This window comes from Paenochrobactrum gallinarii (assembly GCF_014205685.1).
GTDB lineage: Bacteria > Pseudomonadota > Alphaproteobacteria > Rhizobiales > Rhizobiaceae > Paenochrobactrum > Paenochrobactrum gallinarii.
In genome coordinates this window covers 76,610-96,653 of record NZ_JACIIU010000008.1, presented here as the reverse complement: position 1 = coordinate 96,653, position 20,044 = coordinate 76,610, and the positions used below count along the sequence as shown (strand labels likewise).

At 48.4% G+C, this 20,044-nt stretch carries 19 protein-coding genes and 1 pseudogene; 7 read left to right on the top strand and 13 right to left on the bottom strand.

Annotated features, from left to right (window positions below):
* Positions 1–87: 87 nt before the first annotated feature.
* A complete protein-coding gene (locus FHS77_RS09785; RefSeq protein WP_184222816.1) occupies positions 88–1,629 on the top strand; it encodes a helix-turn-helix domain-containing protein in 1,542 nt (513 codons plus the stop codon).
* A 3-nt stretch (positions 1,630–1,632) separates the two neighbouring features.
* Here the strand turns inward: FHS77_RS09785 and FHS77_RS09780 are convergent, their stop codons facing one another.
* From FHS77_RS09780 to FHS77_RS09770, 3 genes are read right to left on the bottom strand one after another with little or no spacing between them, the layout of a single operon-like run.
* Complete coding sequence (locus FHS77_RS09780; protein WP_184222814.1) at positions 1,633–4,341, bottom strand: sensor histidine kinase; 2,709 nt, start codon at positions 4,339–4,341, stop codon at positions 1,633–1,635.
* A complete protein-coding gene (locus FHS77_RS09775; RefSeq protein ID WP_184222812.1) occupies positions 4,341–4,646 on the bottom strand; it encodes a hypothetical protein in 306 nt (101 codons plus the stop codon). The genes FHS77_RS09780 and FHS77_RS09775 overlap by 1 nt, the downstream gene beginning before the upstream one ends.
* A 1-nt stretch (position 4,647) precedes the next feature.
* Entirely contained in the window at positions 4,648–5,034 is a 387-nt protein-coding gene (locus FHS77_RS09770; RefSeq protein ID WP_343060990.1) for a response regulator transcription factor, read from the bottom strand.
* 362 nt (positions 5,035–5,396) lie between these two features.
* Between FHS77_RS09770 and FHS77_RS09765 the strand changes: the two genes are divergently transcribed.
* The gene (locus tag FHS77_RS09765; RefSeq protein ID WP_184222810.1) at positions 5,397–6,248 is read left to right on the top strand and encodes a sulfite exporter TauE/SafE family protein; all 852 of its coding nucleotides are present in this window, start codon (positions 5,397–5,399) and stop codon (positions 6,246–6,248) included.
* On the opposite strand, the gene FHS77_RS09760 is transcribed toward FHS77_RS09765, so the two are convergent.
* The 3 genes and pseudogenes from FHS77_RS09760 to FHS77_RS09750 all read right to left on the bottom strand — a co-directional run bounded on the left by FHS77_RS09760 (position 6,228) and on the right by FHS77_RS09750 (position 8,723).
* Entirely contained in the window at positions 6,228–7,217 is a 990-nt protein-coding gene (locus FHS77_RS09760) for a DMT family transporter (protein WP_246431286.1), read from the bottom strand. The two genes, FHS77_RS09765 and FHS77_RS09760, sit on opposite strands and share 21 nt — an antisense overlap.
* Before the next feature lie 109 nt (positions 7,218–7,326).
* On the bottom strand, positions 7,327–7,935 hold the full coding sequence (locus FHS77_RS09755; protein ID WP_184222808.1) for a hypothetical protein: 609 nt from the start codon (positions 7,933–7,935) through the stop codon (positions 7,327–7,329).
* Between the two features lie 114 nt (positions 7,936–8,049).
* Positions 8,050–8,723, bottom strand: a pseudogene (locus tag FHS77_RS09750) (nucleoside hydrolase).
* A 358-nt stretch (positions 8,724–9,081) separates the two neighbouring features.
* On the opposite strand from FHS77_RS09750, the gene FHS77_RS09745 reads away from it, so the two are divergent.
* Complete coding sequence (locus FHS77_RS09745) at positions 9,082–9,516, top strand: invasion associated locus B family protein (RefSeq protein WP_246431285.1); 435 nt, start codon at positions 9,082–9,084, stop codon at positions 9,514–9,516.
* A 96-nt stretch (positions 9,517–9,612) separates the two neighbouring features.
* Positions 9,613–10,071 carry a GFA family protein gene (locus tag FHS77_RS09740; protein ID WP_184222807.1) on the top strand — a complete coding sequence of 153 codons (459 nt, stop codon included), beginning with the start codon at positions 9,613–9,615 and terminating at the stop codon, positions 10,069–10,071.
* A 63-nt stretch (positions 10,072–10,134) separates the two neighbouring features.
* On the opposite strand, the gene FHS77_RS09735 is transcribed toward FHS77_RS09740, so the two are convergent.
* From FHS77_RS09735 to FHS77_RS09710, 6 genes are read right to left on the bottom strand one after another with little or no spacing between them, the layout of a single operon-like run.
* Positions 10,135–12,003, bottom strand: coding sequence for a CocE/NonD family hydrolase (locus FHS77_RS09735; RefSeq protein ID WP_246431284.1), 1,869 nt, complete (start codon positions 12,001–12,003; stop codon positions 10,135–10,137).
* Complete coding sequence (locus FHS77_RS09730) at positions 12,000–13,583, bottom strand: ABC transporter substrate-binding protein (protein ID WP_184222805.1); 1,584 nt, start codon at positions 13,581–13,583, stop codon at positions 12,000–12,002. The genes FHS77_RS09735 and FHS77_RS09730 overlap by 4 nt, the downstream gene beginning before the upstream one ends.
* Positions 13,580–14,626, bottom strand: a complete 1,047-nt coding sequence (locus FHS77_RS09725) for an ABC transporter ATP-binding protein (protein WP_184222803.1) — start codon at positions 14,624–14,626, stop codon at positions 13,580–13,582. The genes FHS77_RS09730 and FHS77_RS09725 overlap by 4 nt, the downstream gene beginning before the upstream one ends.
* Positions 14,623–15,633: an ABC transporter ATP-binding protein gene (locus tag FHS77_RS09720; protein ID WP_184222801.1), complete on the bottom strand. Its 1,011-nt coding sequence runs from the start codon at positions 15,631–15,633 to the stop codon at positions 14,623–14,625. Before FHS77_RS09720 ends, FHS77_RS09725 begins: the two co-directional genes overlap by 4 nt.
* Positions 15,630–16,529, bottom strand: coding sequence for an ABC transporter permease (locus FHS77_RS09715; RefSeq protein WP_184222799.1), 900 nt, complete (start codon positions 16,527–16,529; stop codon positions 15,630–15,632). The genes FHS77_RS09720 and FHS77_RS09715 overlap by 4 nt, the downstream gene beginning before the upstream one ends.
* Positions 16,529–17,497, bottom strand: coding sequence for an ABC transporter permease (locus FHS77_RS09710; protein ID WP_184222797.1), 969 nt, complete (start codon positions 17,495–17,497; stop codon positions 16,529–16,531). Before FHS77_RS09710 ends, FHS77_RS09715 begins: the two co-directional genes overlap by 1 nt.
* 170 nt (positions 17,498–17,667) lie before the next feature.
* Here FHS77_RS09710 and FHS77_RS09705 point away from each other — a divergent pair, with 170 nt between their 5' ends.
* Positions 17,668–18,576 (top strand): LysR family transcriptional regulator, encoded by a 909-nt coding sequence (locus FHS77_RS09705; protein ID WP_184222795.1) that lies wholly within the window; start codon positions 17,668–17,670, stop codon positions 18,574–18,576.
* Positions 18,577–18,646: 70 nt separating this feature from the next.
* Entirely contained in the window at positions 18,647–18,820 is a 174-nt protein-coding gene (locus FHS77_RS16120; RefSeq protein WP_210307099.1) for a hypothetical protein, read from the top strand.
* Positions 18,821–18,909: 89 nt separating this feature from the next.
* Here FHS77_RS16120 and FHS77_RS16400 read toward each other — a convergent pair whose 3' ends face one another.
* Positions 18,910–19,035, bottom strand: coding sequence for a hypothetical protein (locus tag FHS77_RS16400; protein ID WP_281383598.1), 126 nt, complete (start codon positions 19,033–19,035; stop codon positions 18,910–18,912).
* A 338-nt stretch (positions 19,036–19,373) separates the two neighbouring features.
* On the opposite strand from FHS77_RS16400, the gene FHS77_RS09695 reads away from it, so the two are divergent.
* A complete protein-coding gene (locus tag FHS77_RS09695; protein WP_184222793.1) occupies positions 19,374–19,631 on the top strand; it encodes a hypothetical protein in 258 nt (85 codons plus the stop codon).
* Positions 19,632–20,044 lie beyond the last annotated feature (413 nt).

Here is a 20,044-nt window from a genome sequence, read left to right as displayed (position 1 = left end):
GCTACATGAATTTGTAAAGAATATAGTTTTTGTAAATGTTATTTTGTCAATAATTTACATATCTGTTTAATCATAACCGGAGTTACCATGCGCGCACCCATCGGTTTACAGATCAGAAAGCAAAGAAAAGCGACCGGGCAATCACAGGCAAGTCTGGCAAAAGCTGTTGGCATTTCAGCCAGTTACTTAAATCTTATCGAGAGCAACAAGCGTGCTATTGGTGGCGCATTATTATTGCGTTTGGCCGAGCGTCTCAATCTGGATGTGGAGCATTTATCCGGCCGAAGCGAGCAGCGCCAGATTTTGGCTCTGCAGGAAATTGCGACCGATCCGGTTTTGCAAAAAATTGACCTGAGCGCGATTGAAATGACGGATTTTGTCGCCCGCTATCCGGAAGCGGCAAAAGCAATTCAGCTGCTTTATCAGGCCTATACGGATGCGAATGAAGATATGGAGGCCTATGCCAGCCGCCTGCGTTCCGACCCGTTTTTGTCGGAAACGCTGCATGAAGTGCTGAACCGCATTGCCGCGATCCGCTCAAGTGCGGAAATCCTTTTCACCATGCCGGATTTGAATGCTTCTGACCGGCATCGCTTCACCGGCATGATAAATAGCGAAGGCGGCAGCCTGACCAGCACGGTACGAAATCTCGCTTCTTATTTTGATGAATCGACCGCTCGGCGCAAAGCAATTACGCCTTTGCAGGAGGTGGAAGAGGCAATTATTGCCTGGGAAAATTATTATCCGCGTCTGGAAGAGGCGGCTGTTGAATTGCGCCGTGAAATTGAAGCGCATGGAGAGTTTTCAGAAACAACATTGACTTTAGCGCTGGAGAAGAAGCTGAAAATCCGCTGCCGCAAATGGGCGGAAAAGCAAAATGTCAGTTGGGGGCATTGGTTTGATGCGGGCAATGACACGCTTTGGTTTCGCGGTAATACAACAGCTGCGACACGCCAGTTTCAGATGGCCAATCTTTATGCAGCTCAACTAAGCCGAAATGTGATTGTCGCGCAGGCCGATCTTTTCAACCTGTCTTCACCGGAAGCGCGCAGTATCGCAGAACATGCTCTATCATCTTATATCGCTGGTGCGATTATGATGCCCTATGAAGCGTTTTTTAACGATGCGGAAGAACATTTCTATGACATTGATTTATTAGCGCAAATCTATAGTTCCAGCTTTGAGCAGGTGGCGCATCGGCTGGTGACATTGCGGCGTAAGGGACAAGAAGGCGTACCTTTTGGCTTTTTGCGCGCTGATATGGCAGGGCGTTTGAGTAAGCGTTTTCCGCTTCCAGGATTTACATTGCCGGTTTCGGGGCATGGTTGTTTACTCTGGCCACTTTATGATGCTTTTGCTTCCAATAGCGCAATCCGGCAAATTTCTGAATTTACCAATGGAAACAAATATTTGCTGATCGCTAAAGCGGTGCCGAAACGTGTTTCTGCTTTTGGTGATCGCCCGCTTGTGTTTTCGGTGATGCTGGCTTGCGATATTTTGCATGCCGACAGAACCATTTATGGCAAAGGGCTGGAATTGAGCGCTAAACCGGTGCCGATCGGCCCTTCTTGCCGCCTTTGCATCCGTTATGATTGCAGTCACCGGCAGGAACCGGCATCAGCGCCTTGAGTTTCAGGCACTGACAGGCTGGCGCAAAGGCAGGCTGATGCGGAAACAAACACCGGTCTGTCCATTATTGACCAGTTGAAGTGAACCACTCATTTTAGTGATGATGCGGTGGCTGATATTAAGCCCCAAGCCTAAACCATGGCTGCCATGAGCGTTTTCACGTGATGAACCACGCACAAATTTATCGAAAATGCTGCGTCTAAACTCTTCCGGTATGCCGGAGCCATTATCGGAAATATCGACATGGTAATGATCTGCAGCAATATAGGAGCTGATTTTTACCACTGGAAAGACCGCATCATTATGAGCAATTGCATTGGCGATAATATTGATAAACACCTGTGAAAGCCGGTCGGGATCGGTGTGTACCCAGGCTTCTTTAACCCGTTCACCGCTTTCAACCATCATGGATCTTTGTTGCGCCAATGCTTCGCAAACGGCAACCGCACGCTCTAAAACTTCCTCCGCATTGGCTTCGATATTTTCCCAGTTGCGTTCGCCATGCTCCAAAGCGTTGAGGTCGAGGATTTCATCCAGCAGCTTGGTCAGACGCATGCTTTCGCGATGGATTGTATTTATAAAGCGCTTTTTGTGATCGTCGTCGAGCTGATCATCGGTGAGCAAAATTTCAGAAAATGAACGAATTGACGTCATGGGGGTGCGCACTTCATGGCTTACCTGAGACAAAAAATCATCCTTTTGCCGGTGCAATTCATGCAAAAGTGCGTTGGCTTCGGTTAGTTTTTGTGCTGTTTCGCGTAGTTCCTGCGATTTTTCTTCCAATTCATGCGAATATTCGATCACTTGTTGCGTTTCATCGGCAATGCGCATCACCTCTTCCAATGTGATGATATCGCCGGCGACAATTTTGCTGAGCAACAGATGCGCAGAGGCAGAACCGATGGAGCTGGCAAGACTGCGCTCCAATTCGGCAATAAATTCAGCGGAAGCCTCAAACCGTTCGCGACCGTGACCGCGTGGAATATTATGGATATCGAAGAAGTTTTTGGCGCGTGACCAGCCAAGCACACGTTCGGCCACGAAAAAAAGTTCATCCGTTGAGACCGAGCCTTGAATGATATGTGATTGCGCTGCCTGACCGGGCTTAAATACATCCACAAATAAGGCTGCCTGAATGTGCTCCATGACGCTTTGATTGGTGAGCATGGAAACGGAAATCAGCGTGGAGATGTTAAAAAACATACTCCAGAAAACGGAATGTACCAGCGGATCATAACCTTCCATGCCAAAAAGCGCTTCAGGGCGCAGCATGGACAGGCCCCATGGGCCAAATTCCACGATCTGCGCGACAACTTGGCTGGTTGTGCCAAAGCTTGGCAAAAAGGATGTCCATGCCCAGATGATAAAACCGATGAGAATGCCGGAAAATGCACCTTTAACGGTTGCTGCATGCCAATAAAGGGCGGCGACCATAGCGGGCAATAATTGCGCGACACCGGCAAAGGAAATCAGCCCGATTGGTGCCAAAGCATCGGAATTGGAGGTAAACCAAAAATAAAGAAAGCCGAGACATAAAAGGGCGGCAATGGAAATGCGCCTTGTGCGCAGCAAAAGCCGCGCAATACCACGCTCGCCTGCTGCTTCCAGATTGTCGGAATGACGCAGCGCAATTGGCAAAACGACATGGTTGGAAACCATGATGGAAAGCGCAATTGAGGCGACAATAATCATTGAAGTGGCGCTGGAAAAGCCGCCGATAAAGGCAAAAAGTGCCAATCCGTCATTGCCGGTGGACATCGGCAATGTGAGCACAAACATATCCGGATTGGAACCGGCAGGCATGGTGGAAAGGCCATAAAGCGCAATCGGCATGGTAAAAATGCTCATTACCAGCAAATAAGCCGGAAACGCCCAGCCAGCGGTGCGTAAATGCTCTTCATTGGAGTTTTCCACGACAGTGATTTGAAACTGGCGCGGCAGGCAAATGACGGCACAGGCTGATAAAAATAAGACGGTTACCCAGCGGCTGCCGAAACTTTCGCGCTCATGAATATTAATACCGGTTTCAGCTGCCTGGGCATAAATCTGCTCCATACCGCCTCCGAGGCTGAAAACCACAAAAATACCAACAGCAATCAGTGCAAGCAGTTTAACAATGGCTTCAAAGGCAATGGCAGCAACAACGCCATGATGCTGTTCGCGCGCGTCCACATTGCGGGTGCCGAATAAAATGGTGAAAAGTGCCATACCGATGGCCACACCAAGCGCAAGTTTCACCTCATCCAGCCCGCCGCCGCTTTTGGCAATGGAAATGACCTGAATGGAGCCGGTAATGGCTTTGAGTTGCAGTGCAATATAGGGCGTAATGGTTATCACTGCGATGAGGGTTACCAACACTGCGAGCGGGCTGGATTTTCCAAAGCGGGAGGATAATAAATCCGCCACCGATGTGATGCGCTGCACATGGCTGATGCGGATGAGTTTGCGCAGTAAAAACCACCAGCCGACAAAAACTAAAGTCGGCCCCATATAGATGGCCATATATTCCAGCCCGCTACGTGCTGCCGTGCCGACAGCGCCGTAAAATGTCCAGCTGGTACAATAAACCGAGATAGAAAGCGTATAAATAAAAGGAGAGCGCAGAAAACCGGCATTGCCGCGCTGCGCGCGTTGATCGGAAATATAAGCTAGCAGAAATAAAAGCCCGACATAGGCAACGGCTGTCAGAATAACGAAATTCGGTGACAGCATCACATTTGCCTGTTCTGATCTGAGCTAAGATCGGCTGTTTGAAGTGTGGTGTCAGGGGAGGGTGATGTTGTTTTGCGGCTTTTACGCGAAATCAGGAAAGCAATCAGAACCATCAAAAACCAAACGCCAAGCAAATATAAAAAGGCGAGCGGTATACCGAAGACGAGGACTTTGTGATTAAACAGGTTCATCATCGGCGGCAGAGAGAAAATACAACCGAAAAGAGGCAACAAAAACACTGCATTATCGCGTTTTTTATCGCCATCTCCTTGGGCAAGACGTGCATGACTCCGATTTTGAACCATGTTAACTCGCCACAATTTGCGGGGTCGACAATAAACGACTAACCTCGGCGATGACCTCGCTGTTGGAATAAGGTTTGGTAATAAAGCCGTCGGCGTTTAAATCCGAAGCCATTTTACGATCATAACGCTGGCCACGCGCGGTCAGTACCAAGACATTGGCCTGATAAAGATCTGGCTGGGCACGGATCGTTTTTAAAACATCCATGCCGTTTTTACGCGGCAGCATAATGTCGAGCAATAATAAGCGCGGTTGCAGCCGAACGAGGGCTTCTAAAGCGGCCTCACCATCATGGACCGCGGCGACGCTCCAGCCTTTTCGTTGCAGGATAAACTCAAGGGATTCTAAAATTGCGGGTTCATCTTCTGCGATAAGAATATCCAGCACCACTTAACTCCCTATTGTGAAGTCTTGATCAGCGCCGTTCCCTTGATCTTTTATGGTTGTTAAAGCGCTGCTGACTTTTTTCTTTATGTTTTGTCACTATTGAAGCCGAAAAACACCGGCGGCACAAGCCGCATCCCTCAATCACCGATATTGTTTCAATGCCCAACGTGATTCTTTTAGTTTAATATGGGCTGTTGTTATAAGCAGCCTATTCAATGGTCTAATACTGGCGTAAATAGCGGCATTTACGTTCTTTGCAGTTTAAAACGATTATGTATGCTTTGCAAAACAATCCCAATATGAAATGTTGCGATCTCTTTGTAAGATTAAGAACTAACAATAATTAAAATGACGGACACTTGAGAATGACGGGTATTGATACATATGAACTGGTGTGGCTGGTCATCGGCCTGCTGGTTGCCGGTGGTATTACAGGAATGCTGGCCGGATTGTTTGGCGTTGGCGGCGGCACGGTCGCTGTACCTATTCTCTATGAATTGTTCCGTTATTTAGGTGTGCCGGAAGATGTGCGCATGCAATTATGTATCGGTACATCGCTGGCAATTATCGTACCAACATCCATCCGCTCTTTTTACAGCCATCGTTCAAAAGGCGCGATTGATCTGGCCTTGCTGCAAAGCTGGGCAGTTCCGATGGTGGTGGGTGTTATTATCGGTGCGCTGATTGCGCGCTATGCTCCGGCAGAACTGTTTAAAATCATTTTCGTTGTGGTGGCTGGTTTCACTGCTATCCGGTTGCTGTTTGGCAAAGATAACTGGCATTTGGGCGAAGTTTATCCGAAAAAAATCATCGTCAAACTGGTTGGTGGTGTTATCGGCGTTCTTGCCTCTTTGATGGGCATTGGCGGCGGTCAGCTTTCCACCTTGTTCATGACCTTTTACAAACGCCCGATCCATGAAGCCGTGGCAACATCATCAGGTGTTGGTGTGCTGATCTCTATTCCGGGTGCTTTGGGTTATATTTATGCAGGTTGGCCAACCGCAGCACTTTACCCGGATGTGGCGGCTTTGCAGCCGCCGATGACATTGGGTTATGTGTCACTGGTCGGCTTCCTGCTCTTCATCCCGACCAGCATTTACATGGCACCGGTTGGTGCAAAATTGGCGCATAGCCTTTCCCGCCGTAAGCTGGAAATGGCATTTGGTCTGTTCCTGACCGCAATTTGTCTGCGCTTTTTATACAGCATTTTCTTTTAAGAGCTGCTTTTTACGTTCTGCCGCGCGCTTTTGCTCGCGGTAGAACACAAATAATCCGCTGCCAACAACGATGAAGCCGCCGATAAATGTCCAGAGATCCGGCATATCGCGGAAAACAATCCAGCCGACAATGATGGACCAGACCAGCTGCAAATAGTTAAATGGTTGCAATAATGTTGCCGGTGCCAGTGTCAGCGCTTTAATCAAAAAGAAATGCGCGGACATGGCCATCACGCATAAAAGTCCAAGCCATAATAAATCAACCGGTGCCATACTGACCCAGAAAAGTGGCAGACCTAGTGTCATGAGAACCGCACCAACAGCTCCCACATAAAAGAATGATGTGACAGCACTGTCGCTGGTGCCGGAAACGCGGGTTAAAATCTGATATAGTGCATAAGCAATAGCACCAAGCATGGTGTAAACGGCACCAAATTCCATCACGCCGCTGCCGGGGCGCAAGATGACCAAAATACCGCCGAAACCAACGGCCAAAGCCAGCCAGCGGCGCCAACCAACTTTTTCGCCTAAAAAAATCGCCGCTAACGCGGTAACAAAGAGAGGGTAGGATTGAAAGAGAGCGATAACTTCCGCAAGCCCCATGGTTTTGAACGCCAAACCAACCATGGCAATTTCAAAAACTAATATCAGTCCGCGTGCGATTTGAATGGCAGGTTTACGGCTGCGGACAGTATTTTTAAAACCCGCATCGGCGCGCGCTGCCATGATAGTTCCGACGGCAAAAAATACCCAGTAACGCGCCATAATAATAAAAGTGATAGGATAATCAGTGACCAGATGCTTGGTAATTGCATCCTGCATAGCGAAAATGGCGGTTGCGCCGATCACCAATGCAATGCCGACTTTATGGTTGTGCTCGGTTTGGCTGTTTGCAACCGGACTGGATGAGCCGGAAAGGCCAGCGGAACCTTGTGCAGGTTCAACAGCGTGATGTTTTTTATTATTCAACTATTTATGCCAACCTGATGGATATTTGCTGAAAGAAGAGAAAATATCAGTAAAAATAGCCCGCTTATGAATAAAGCGATGCGTCTAAAAACAGCCTATATGATTTTACTTAATGATCAATTCCTAAAAAAATCAACATAAAATCAAGGCCAATACCGAAGGATAAAAGGCCAATCAGGAAGAACTGGAATTTCTTTGTTTTAACGCGCATAGCGAGCAGAATGCACAGCGTGCTAAAAGCTAAAAGGCCAAATTCTATTATCAAGCCTCTCATATTATGAGCGCTTAGTTCATTACGAATTTCATTCAGGTTTTGCACGATATTGATGGCGATAAAAAATGAGAAAAGCCATTTTTTGCGCGAGAAGAAATATTCTTCATAGCCGCCATATTCGTTCACATCATCGGGTGTTAGGGTTACGCATATAAAGAAAAGGCCGAAAACATAAGATAAATCAACTATATAGGTGTAGATGTCGTAGACTTTTTCGCCGCTTTCAAACAGATAATCCCACCAGAACTGGATGATCCAGAGCAGGATGACAAAAACCCAGCCCATATGGATTTTGGAGATTTTGTGCTTTGTCGGGTGCTGGATGAAACGGGATAAAAAAATCAGAATACGCGACAGGCACAGGCTGATCCCCATGCCATTGATAATGCGCATATGTGTAAATGTATCCGACGCAGTAATTGCGGTTTCAAGACCGGAAGCCAACAAAACACCTGAATTTTGTTTGAAATAAACGAGATTGATAAGCACTTTTGAGGAAAGGATATACTCCGTAATGATTTGACGCAACAAGCTAAAAAAGCGAGCTTTCGTGTGATTTCAAATCGGTAAGCGGCTTAAACGCCCGGTCAGTAGCGTGAAAAAGCCATCTGCATCGACATCGTGGATATAATAAGCGTTTTTTGGGCGTTGCGTTACGCCCCATCAGTCTACAACGGTTGTACCGATGGTAAGATCGGAGTTGATCTCAATTTCAACATTGCAATGGCGGCCGGAGTAAAGCTCTGGTTTGAGTAAATATGCAATAAAGTTCGGGTCATGTAACGGTGCACCGTCAGTGCCATATTCGGCCTCATCATGGCGCTGATAAGAGGTCAGCCATGCAGCAACAATCTGACTGCCTCGCGTGCCAATGTGGCGGATGGCATCAATGCGATTTTTGGTGGTTAAATCCTGATGCGTGACATCCAGTGGCAGTATTGTCCGGTGTAAACCGGCATTGAAAACGACATGGGCTGCATGCGGATCAACATAGATATTAAACTCGGCAATTGGCGTAATAATGGCCTTAATGCACCGGCAAATCTCTTCACATCTTTTCGCCCTGCCACTTCACAAATCTTGCGCGCATTGTTTTGAGTGCGTGCCAGCGGGATGTTACCCGCCACGGTGGTGATGCCTAGAATATCGAGTTCAGGACTGGCGAGTGCCAGTAAAATCGCCACCGCATCATCTTGTCCCGGATCGGTATCAATAATGATCTTTGTTTTCACGATGAAACCTTCCGGTTGTTACGCAGAGAATGGAGCCAATAATATGTGCATTGGTCAATCATAGCAGCGCTTATTTCAATATATATATAACTTATTCAAATGATATTGGTTTTTTCTTTGCCATACTGAATTTTCATTGACAACATGCCTGTGAAGGGCAATCAATTACAGTAAAAATGCGCATCTGTTTTAATTGTGCGGATGATTTTAATAATAGTATATACGGGATCACTTTATGTCATATTCGATCATGCCAAAATACTTGATATTAATTGCGGCTTTGTTGGTTTCTTGCGGAGGCATATTAACTGCACATGCGAAGAATAAAGCATCGCCTTTGCCTGGTGGTGCAAGTTCTTTGTCTGAAACGCACGGTGACTGGGCAGTGCAATGTCGTTTGCAGGCAATAAAAGATGAGGCACCTAAGCCGCTTTGCTCACTTTCACAGCAACAGCAGGATAATAAAGGTTCTCGTGTTTTGGCGGTTGAACTACAGCCAACAACGGATGGTGCAACAGGTGCGCTGGTGCTGCCTTTTGGCCTGCAATTGAGCAAAGGTGTTTCTTTGCAGATCGATGAAGCTAAAGCCGGCGCTGCGCAGCCATTTTCAACTTGCTTGCCTGCCGGTTGTATTGTTCCGCTCAATTTTGGTGATGCGCAGTTAAAGGCACTCAATTCCGGCAAGGCACTGAATTTGATTGCGGAAGCCGTGTCTGGTGATGAAGTAAAGCTTAGTGTTTCACTGGAAGGTTTTTCGGCAGCTTTGAACCGCGTTAAAGAACTGCTGAAATAAATTTTTTGAAATTATGCAGTAAAAAGGCAGATTATTCTGCCTTTTTTATGTTATTTTTCACAAACTCTATGAATAATGCATAAAGTGAGCGGGAATATGAATAAAGATGTTGCTGAGATTTCGGGGCAATGCCACTGCGGTGGCGTTAAATTCCATGTGCGTTTGTCGGATGGGCTACATACTGCGCGCCGCTGCACATGTTCTTATTGCCGTATGCGTGGCGCAATTGCAGTTTCTGCCGAATTATCCGACATTCATATTCTAGAAGGCGAAGATAAACTCACGCTTTATCAATTTAACACGAAAAGTGCGAAGCACTATTTCTGCTCGGTTTGTGGTATTTATACGCATCATCAACGACGCTCTAATCCACATCAATATGGCGTGAATGTTGCGTGCCTGGAAGGTATCAGCCCGTTTGATTTTGATGAGGTGCCGGTCAATGATGGTGTCTCTCATCCTTCAGATGTAGTTGCGCAAGAACCTAAAAAAGCGGTGCAATTGGCAGGGATTTTGAAGTTCGTTGCCACGGATGCAACCGGACAAAAATCTTAAAACTTTTAAAGAGAAAAAAATTATAAAAATGCCCCTGCAAAACAGGGGCATTTTTTGATCATATCAGAGCTTTTGCAATTTAAGTTTTGATGCACGGCCTTTGTGCATGAAAACTGTATTCACGGCTGTTTTCTTACGGCGGCTGGTGCCTTCCGGTTCGCCGGTGTTTGGGTTCACATCATATTTAGGGAAATTTGATGAGGAAATATCCAAACGGATGCGGTGGCCTTTTTTGAACATATTGGCTGTCGCAAAAGGGGAAATGGTGATTTTAAACACTTCACCTTTGCCAACCGGTTCCGGCTTGTCAAAACCATTGCGATAGCGCACGCGGAAAATACCGTCGGTAATATTGAGCGCGTAGCCACGCGGATAGTCTTCAGATGGCGGATAAACATCAACCAGTTTGGCGGTGAAATCCGTATCCAAAGCGTCTGTTGTGACCCAAAGTTCAATTTCAACCGGCCCTGCAATGCTGGTATCTTCAGCCAAAATATCGGTTTCGAAGCTTAAAACATCATGACGTGCTGTCAGTGGCAGACCCGGACGGGAGCAGCCATAAAAGGCTTCCGATTCAACCTGATTGAAGCCGCCGCCCGTGAAAATCGGTTCACCGGATGTGAGCGAGCCGCCAATGGTCGGCACCGGATTGCGGGGGTCAAAATCATAGCTGATTGCTGCTGTTTCTGCTTGCGGCGCTGATGTTTGCAGACTCATATCTGCATGCAGATAGAGATCAAGCGGCTTTGCTTCCGGCAGCGGCCAGTCGGTGCTTTCAATCCAGCGGCCGCCATGGTCGAGATGTCCGGCTTCGGTTTTTTTGCCCGTTCCTGTCCCCATCAGGAAGAGATGAACGCGTCCGGCCTGTTTCGGGTTTGCTTGATCTTTTAAATAATGCGCAAACCATTTTTCACGATAGGTCAGCCAATCTTCGTCGATCTGGCCGTCAAAAACGGCCTGTGCACCAAAATCCACATCGCCAAAAATCTGTCGTGAACGATTGCCATGGGTCCAGGGACCCATGATGAGGCTCAACGGGCGCTCGGAATCGCCTTTCAGCGCGGTGAAATTTTCAAGTGTTGTAGTGACATAGGCATCATACCAGCTCGACATGAAAATCGTCGGCACTTTTGGAAACGTGTCGTAGTAACCGGCGGCATAAATACCGACTTTTTTCCAAAAATCATTGAAAGTGCCGTTTTGCCACTGTTCAATGAGATAATCTTCATATTCTCCGTTCCAGCGCACTGGTGAACGGCCTTTTGTCCACGGCATCTGGGCAAACCAGTCATGCAGGTTTTCATCTGCCACTGCCGCCGCAGTGCGATCGTCAGTTCCCTCTTGCGCGCGGTGATATGCCCATGTGGCCTGTTTTAATTCAAATGCGCCGCCCTGACGGATGCCGCAGGTATAAGCATTGGAAAAACCACCGGAATCGACAGACATGGCAGCAAGTCCGGGGGGATTAAGACATGCCATCGCCATCTGGGTATGCGCATTATAAGAAAGGCCTTGCGTGCCGATACGCCCGTTCATCCAAGGTTGCGCAGCAATCCACTCCATCGTGTCGAAGCCATCTTCGCCTTCAGACAGATATTTGGTGAAATGGCCTTCGCTTTCATAGCGGCCTCGGCAATCCTGCCAAACAGCAATATAACCAAGACGCACCAGATGGATCGCCAGTTCCTGACGCGACATGGGGGTCGGTTTTTTCACCGACAATTCTGTGCGAGGCGTGCCTGCTTTATCATAGGGCGTGCGCTCCAAAATAACCGGCAAAGGCTTTTCCACCGGTTTACCGTCCTTGGAAGGACGGTAAATATCAGTTGCCAGATGAACGCCGTCACGCATCGCAATCATCACGTTGCGATGCACGATGACATCGTCGGCGACCAAAGTCGCCGACGTCAATTCATTCGGTGTAAAGGTCATTTTTGCTTCCGCACATCCTGTGCAATGGTTCGTTCGGACAAGTTGGGGGTGAAATCGAGGCCGTCACGCGATGCCCAGTAAATTTTCTGGAAGTAGAGCGGCACAATCGCCTGATCTTCCATGGCAATTTTGGTGGCATCTTCCAGCTTTTTCATGCGGGTTTCATGGTCAAATTCTTCCATGGCTGAAGTTAGCATCGCATCAAATTCGGGGTTGGAATAACGCATACGGTTGAAGCCACCGGTGCCGGCATCTTTGCTATAGGTTTGCAAAAGCGAACGCAGGCTGCCTTCTGAGTTTGGTGTGGATGCACCGAGCGAGAAGATATAAGCGCCATACTCGCCCTTGGTGGCTGCTGCCGCATAGACGTTATAGGGCTGTGTCTGCACGCCGTTGACCTTCAAACCGCCACGCGCCAACATCTGGCCCATAGCCTGAGCAATGTCGCCGTCCCCTGGGAAGCGGTTGTTGGAGGAATAAAGCGTGATGCCGAAACCTTCAGGGAAACCGGCTTCAGTCAGAAGCTTTTTGGCTTCAGCAGCATCCGGTTTGGTTGGCTGCAAGTCTTTGACATAGCCACCCAGAACCGACGGGACGATCTGTGCGGAGGCAACGCCGGAACCATTCAAAATACGATCAACCATCAGGTTGCGGTCGATCATGCTTGAAATCGCTTTACGAACGCGTGCATCGCGGAACGGATTTGGCTCGATGAGCTTGCCCGCAGCATCCACTACGCCTGGTGCTGTGTCATCACGCATATTCAGCGCGAGATAAACCAGACGGCCGGATTCAATTGGGTAGACTTTGATGCTTTTTTCGCCTTGTAAACGAGCAACATCGGCAGGGGAGACGGCGTCAATCAGATCAACGGAGCCGGAAAGAAGAGCGGCAGTACGTGCAGCATCATTGGCGATAAAGCGGAATTCAACATTGTCGTAATCGGGCTTTTCACCCCAATAGCCGTCATAAGCGACGAGCTTCAAAGATTCTGCTGGTTTCCATTCAACAAATTTGTAAGGGCCGGTGCCGATAGCCGCTTTGCCGGAGTTGAAGTCTTCAAGGCTTGCATTTTCGGCGGCTTTTTTGGAAACGAGGAAAACACGGCCGATTTGTTCCATCAATGCCGGATTAGGGCGTTTGGTGGTTACACGGATGGTGTGGTCGTCGATTTTTTCAGCTTTGGCGACCGTGCTGACCATATCCGTAAATGGTGCCGGGCTGTTTGGCACTTTATCGGTGCGCTCAATGGAGAAAACCACATCATCCGCAGTAAAAGGCGAACCATCATGGAAGGTTACGTCTTTGCGTAAAGAAATTTCCCATGTCAGCGGATCGATATTTTTCCACTCTGTGGCCAGATGCGGATGCATTTGCAGATTGGCATCGGTTGACAACAATGTTTCAAACATATTGTCGGCGGTCATCTGATTGTTGCCGGTGCGCGAAAATTGCGGGTCAATCGCTGATGGTTCATTGGCGCGGCCGATAACCACATTATCAGCGAAAGCTGAAAGCGATGTGGTTGCCAGCATTGCAGCTGCAAAAGCAGCGGTTGTTACAGATTTCAAAAACGTCATGACAGGTTCTCCCTTTTATGCCCCGTATTGTCGAAGAGTGGTCTTTGTTCGAGATCGTTTAAGTGACAAGCACTTTGGTGCCGGTTTTCCAGACTGCGCAAAACCGGCCGCTCATTGCGGCAGCGGTCCATTGCATAAGGGCAACGCGGATGGAAATGGCAGCCTGCCGGCGGGTTCATCGGTGAAGGAATTTCACCTTTTACCGGACTGAATGCACGGTGGCGGCGATCAATTCGCGGCACCTCTGCCAGCAAGGCTGCGGTATATGGATGGTTAGGATTTTCAAAAATTGTCTCGGCAGTGCCTGCCTCGACAATACGTCCCAGATACATAATCACCACACGATCTGCGATGTGGTTCACAACGCTTAGATCATGACTGATGAAAAGATAGGTGAGATCAAAGCTTTTGCGCAGATCCATAAACAGGTTGATCACTTGCGCCTGAATGGAAATATCAAGCGCTGCGATACTTTCATCACAGATCAGAAATTCCGGTTTGACCGCCAAAGCGCGGGCAATACCGATACGCTGGCGCTGACCACCGGAAAACTGGTGCGGATAGCGGTTGGCCATTGACGGATCAAGACCGACGGTTTCCAGAAGCTCGGTGACAAGTTTTTCTTTTTCGCTGCGCTTAATCAGACCATGGGCGACAGGCGCTTCACCGATAATATCAATGACGCGCTTGCGCGGATTAAGCGATGACATCGGATCCTGAAAGATGATCTGCGTGTTCAAACGGGTATTTTTGGCCGCCTTGCCGCGCAGTTTGTTGCGCTCTTCGCCTTTGATAAACACTTCGCCTTCAGTTGCAGGCAGCATTCCGGCAATAACACGGCCGAGGGTGGATTTTCCGCAACCGGATTCACCCACCAAACCAACCACTTCACCTTTGCGGATTTGCAGATCAACGCCATCCAGCGCATGAACCACACGCGGGTCGGATTGTGCGCCGAGTTTGGCGGCGATTTTCTCGGCAAAGTCAGGCTCGGTAAAAAAGCGTTTGGAGACATTTTTGGCTTCAGCAAAAATTTCACTCATAATGTTTGCTCCCCTGCAACAGGTGAAAGCGGATGGAAACAACGCCAGCGATGGCTATGCTCGCCAAATGTTTCCGCAGGTTCTGAAAGGCAGGTATCATTTGCAAAATCGCAGCGTGTGCGGAACGCACAACCTTCAGGGCGCTTGAGCGGATGGGGAGCTGCACCGCGAATTTGCGTAAGCCGCGCACCACGTTCATTGGCCGCTGGTGCTGAGCCGATAAGCCCTGCCGTATAAGGATGTTTCGGGCGATCCAGCACATCATCAACCAAGCCTTGCTCAACGATGCGTCCGGCATACATAACCGCCACACGGTCGGCGAGGCCTGCAACAACGCCCAGATCATGGCTGATCCAAATCAGCCCCATGCCCAGCTCACGGCAAAGCGTTTGCACTTCTGATAAGATCTGGCTTTGAATGGTCACATCCAAAGCGGTTGTCGGTTCATCGGCGATAATCAGGTCAGGTTTGTGCAAAAGAGCAATCGCAATAGCAACACGCTGGCGCATACCGCCAGAAAACTCATGCGGATAGCTCTCAATGCGCAATTCAGGCTGCGAAATTCCTACCATACTAAGTGCTTCAATCGAGCGGCGTAATGCTTCCTGACGGCTGACATTGTCATGGGCAAGCACGGTTTCAATCATATGGGTTTTGACCGATAAAACCGGATTAAGGGTCATCATCGGGTCTTGGAAAATCATCGCAATGCGATTGCCGCGCAAATGCTGCAATTGCTTGGGCGAAGCATTGAGCAGTTCCTCACCCTTGAAAAGAATGGAACCGCCAACATTGCGCCCCGGCTTATCCACCAGACCGATGATCGAAAAACCGGTGATGGATTTACCTGAGCCGGATTCACCGACAAGCCCTAAAATTTCGCCACGGCGAACCGTCAGGCTGACACCATCTACAGATTTGACCACGCCAGCTGGTGTGAAAAAATGCGTTTGCAGATTACGGACATCGAGGACGATTTCGCCGTTCAAATTTTGCGCTTCCGTCATTGTGCCAACCTCGGATTGAGAACCTCACGCAGACGGTCGCCTACGATATTGATGGAAAAAACCAGTGTGAGTAGCAACAGGCCGGGGAAAACGCTGATCCAATAAAGGCCGGCGAGAAGTACCTGATAACCGTTGGAAATGAGCAAGCCGAGGGAAGGTTCGGTGATCGGCAAGCCGATACCTAAAAAACTGAGCGTCGCCTCGGCAGCGATAGCGCTGGCGATCTGGATTGTGCCGATAACAATGAGCGGCGGCATGCAGTTTGGCAGTAAATGTGCAAACAGAATGCGGGCTTTTCCAAGCCCCAAACAGCGTGCAGCCTCGACATAATCTTTATTCACTTCAACAAGCGCTGCGGCGCGCGCGGCACGGGCAAAATAAGCCCATTGTACAAAAACCAGCGCCATAATGACTTTCCATGTGCCTTGTCCAAGCACGGCCAAAATCAGCAAAGCCACCAGAATGGTCGGGAAACCGAGCATCAGATCGACAAAACGCATGATAAATGCATCAAGACGGCCACCGCTATAAGCAGCCAGAAGACCAAGTGCCGAACCGATAAAAAGTGCAAGCAAACCGGCCGTCAGGCCAACGCTCAAGCTGGTGCGCAGCCCGTAAAGCATGGCGGAAAGCATGTCGCGACCCTGGCCATCGGTGCCAAGCCAATAGATCATGCCATTATAGCCTTCTGACATTGGCGGCAGTTTGGCATCGAAAATGTCGATCTGCATTAGATCATAAGGGTTTTGCGGCGCAAGAAATGGCGCAAAAACCGCACAGAAAATCAGAATAATACAGATAATTAGTGCAAGCGTGGCTTTAATGCTGCCGAAAATGCCGGTGATAGCAGTGGTGACAAGACCATCACCGAAGACGGAGTGAACAAGACGGAGCATTAGCGTTTACTCCTGATGCGTGGATCGAGGAGCGAATATAAAATGTCGACGACCAGATTAATGATGATGAACATGGAAACGACGACCAGAATATAAGCAACGACAATTGGCCGGTCGAGAATATTGATACTGTCGATGATCAACTTGCCGACGCCCGGCCATGCGAAGATGGTTTCGGTAACAACAGCAAAGGCAATAAGCGAGCCGAACTCGATGCCGATCACGGTGATGATCGGGATAAGAATGTTTTTCAAAACATGCACGCTGATGATGCGGAAAGGCGAAAGACCGCGCGCGCGAGCAAATTTAACAAAATCCAGCGGTATGGTTTCCTGCACGCCGGTGCGGGTGAGGCGGATTACCAGCGAGATTTTAGCCAAGGACAAATTGATGGCAGGCAGGATGAGATGCTGGATGCCGTCCCATGTCGCCAGACTGGTTTCAATGCCTAAAATAGTACCGGTCTGGCCGCGTCCGGTGGATGGCAACCAGCCAAGATAAACCGAAAAAATCATGATCAGCATCATGCCTTGCCAGAAATTCGGCAGACTGAAACCGAGGATAGAGCAGGTCATGATGGTTTCATCGGTTGCGCTGCCGCTTTTAAGGCCGGACAGTAGCCCAAGCGGAATACCGATCAGGAGCGCCAAAATCAACGCGCAAAAAGCCAGTTCCAATGTGGCGGGTAAGCGTTGCAAAATAACGCTGACAGAGGGCTGGTTATAAACAAAGGATGTGCCGAGATCGCCATGCAGGGCATTCCACAAGAAATGGCCGTATTGAATGATCAAAGGCTTATCTAGACCTAAAGATTGTGTGACCTGTGCGCGTTCTGCCATGGTGGCATCAGCAGGGAGCAAAATCTCCAGCGGGTCGCCGATTGCGTAAACACCGGCAAAGACAATCACAGATGTAATAAATAAAACGATCAGTGCCTGAAAAAGGCGGCGAATGATAAACGCCGTCATTGCAAGCCCGCCTGATCAAAATTGGCTGATAAAACTTCCACCCATCCACCTCCAGTTTGGAATTAGAATAATTTGACACAACCATAAAACACTTGCAATATTATGATATAAACGCGAATATGTATGCGTAAAGCGCATAGATATTGACATGAGTTTTAAGTTGGCTGCTGATGAAGTTTAAAGATCTGGAAGCCTATCGTGCTGTTATGAGTACCGGCTCGACGCAGGCTGCGTCGGAACTTTTGGGCATTTCGCAATCGGCTATCAGCCGTCGGATCACGCAATTGGAAGAAGATCTGGAAATTGATCTTTTTGTGCGTGAAGGCGCGCGGCTGGTGCCCTCGCGTATCAACCATCTGCTTGAAACTTATGTTTCTGATGTGATGGAGCGCATCCATATTCTTAATGAGGCAGCACAGAAAATCCGCTCTGGCCGCTATTCCAATGCTCTGCTGCGGGTAGCTGTACCGCCAGGTCTTTGCCGCCGTATCCTGCCTGAAATCATTGCGGATTTTCTAAAAGTCCATCCTGATGTGCGCTTTGAGATTTTGCATGGCACTTATGATGTGATCCAGCGTTTCATGGAAGAGAAAACTGCCGATATTGGCTTCATGCGTCTGCCCGCTATTGAGCAGGGTTTTGTGCGCTCCGAAACAGTTTTGGGGCATTCGGTTTGCGTCATGGCGAAAGATCACCGGCTGACAAAGTTGAAAGTGATAAGGCCTGAAGATTTGCGCGATGAGCCACTTGTTCTGCTTGGCTGGCGCCGCGCGCCGCGTCATGATCTGGAACTGGCTTTTTCAGCGCATGGGATCAAACCGCATGTGCGGTTGGAGGCGCATTCGGTGAGTTCCGCATGCGGCTTTTCGGCACAAGGCATAGGTGTTTCCATTGTTAACTCATTGCTTGTACAAGATTGTCTTGATTTGGATATCGAAGTGCGCAGTTTTCTCCCCGATATTCCGCATCATTTTGCGTTTATTTATCCGGAGCGTCCGAGCATTTCGGAAATTGGTGCCGAATTTGTGGAGTTTACCACTGCACGACTACAAAAAATTGCAGACCGCTTATCTCTTTAAAATATAAGCTCCGGCCACAATGACCGGAGCTTTTTTATGGCAAGGATGCAGCGTATTAACGAAGCGGATGATGGATGCAGATATTTTTGATCAGCTGATATGCGCCAAGAACTACCAAGCCTTTTTCACGGCCAAAGCCTCAAAATTTATAGCCACTGAGCGGAAACTCCACATCAAGTACGACACCAACAGAATTGACCCAGACCTGCGCGCAGATGCTGACGAAAGCCTAAAGCGCGGTTGATATTGGTAGTATCTACACCAGCCACCAAGCCAAAATCTGAATCATTGGCAATGCGAATGGCTTCTTCTTCTGATCAAACGGAATAACCGTCATAATAGAACCAAAATTTCTTCACGTGCAATGCGCGTCATATTGTTGGCACACACAATCAAAACAGGGCGCACGAATGCCCCATCACTAAGCTCATGCGCTTGTGGCAGGTCTGCATCCCGCAAAACTTCTCCGTCCTTGGCGGCCGCATCATAATAGCTGCCATTGCACTCGATGGCGGAAAACCACGCGCATATTAAGGGAGAGAGAATAATGCTGAATAAGCAGATACAGCGTGATGGTGGTGTCACTATCGTTCAATGGCTTCTCGGTGCCGGTGAGCAGCGTCATCAGCCCGTAAATTGAATATACTTCTTAATATAAAGTCTGAGCTGTGCTGTGTTTTCATTGAAAATGCAGCGCAGTTTGAACTTTGCCGATTATCACATGGCTGATAAACCAGAGAGATAATTGAACATCTGGAAAGATGGCGACAAGCACGGCATTACACCGCCTAATCATTATGGCGGAACTGAAAAATCTGGCACAACGCCTCGGCCTTGATAAAGAGTTCTTTAAAGATGAGGGCGGACATTACGGCCTTTCCAGCGTTAAGGCGCTTGGTGGTGCTTATGCGGTTGCGCGGGTTGTGCATACCTATGTGGAAGAAAAGCCTGGCCGCAAAATTGCGCCACCCGAACTCACCAGCGATGAATGTAAAAAAGTGGCAAGCGAATTGACAATTTGCTGTGCGATTGATGGCAATTATGGCCAAGCTTAGCTTGAAGAGTGATTCCCTCGAGCTGCTGACTGGCACAAAAGGCGCGGCAGACGAAGCACTTTATCAGTGCCTGCTTACCGGCCGACGCTTGTAAAATTTAGGAAAAATTTCGCTAAAATTCCGGACGGCAGCTTTTCCGTCCTGAAATGCGCGATAAAAATTAAAAATAAAATTTATCCAGTCGTTGTTGAACGCGATTGAAGCGTACTTTGATCCTTTGCAATGTAAAGAAAGGACAGTATTGCTTACCTATTGAAAGAATTGAATAAACCGACACTTTTATGTCAGTTTGGAATAAGGTTGGAATAAAATATTCAGCTTATACGAACGAAAATTTCGTTTTGTGCCTTTTCAAGCGGGAGACTGCAAGCAACTATCTTATTGATATTCCGTCTTAATTAGTTCAGAAAATT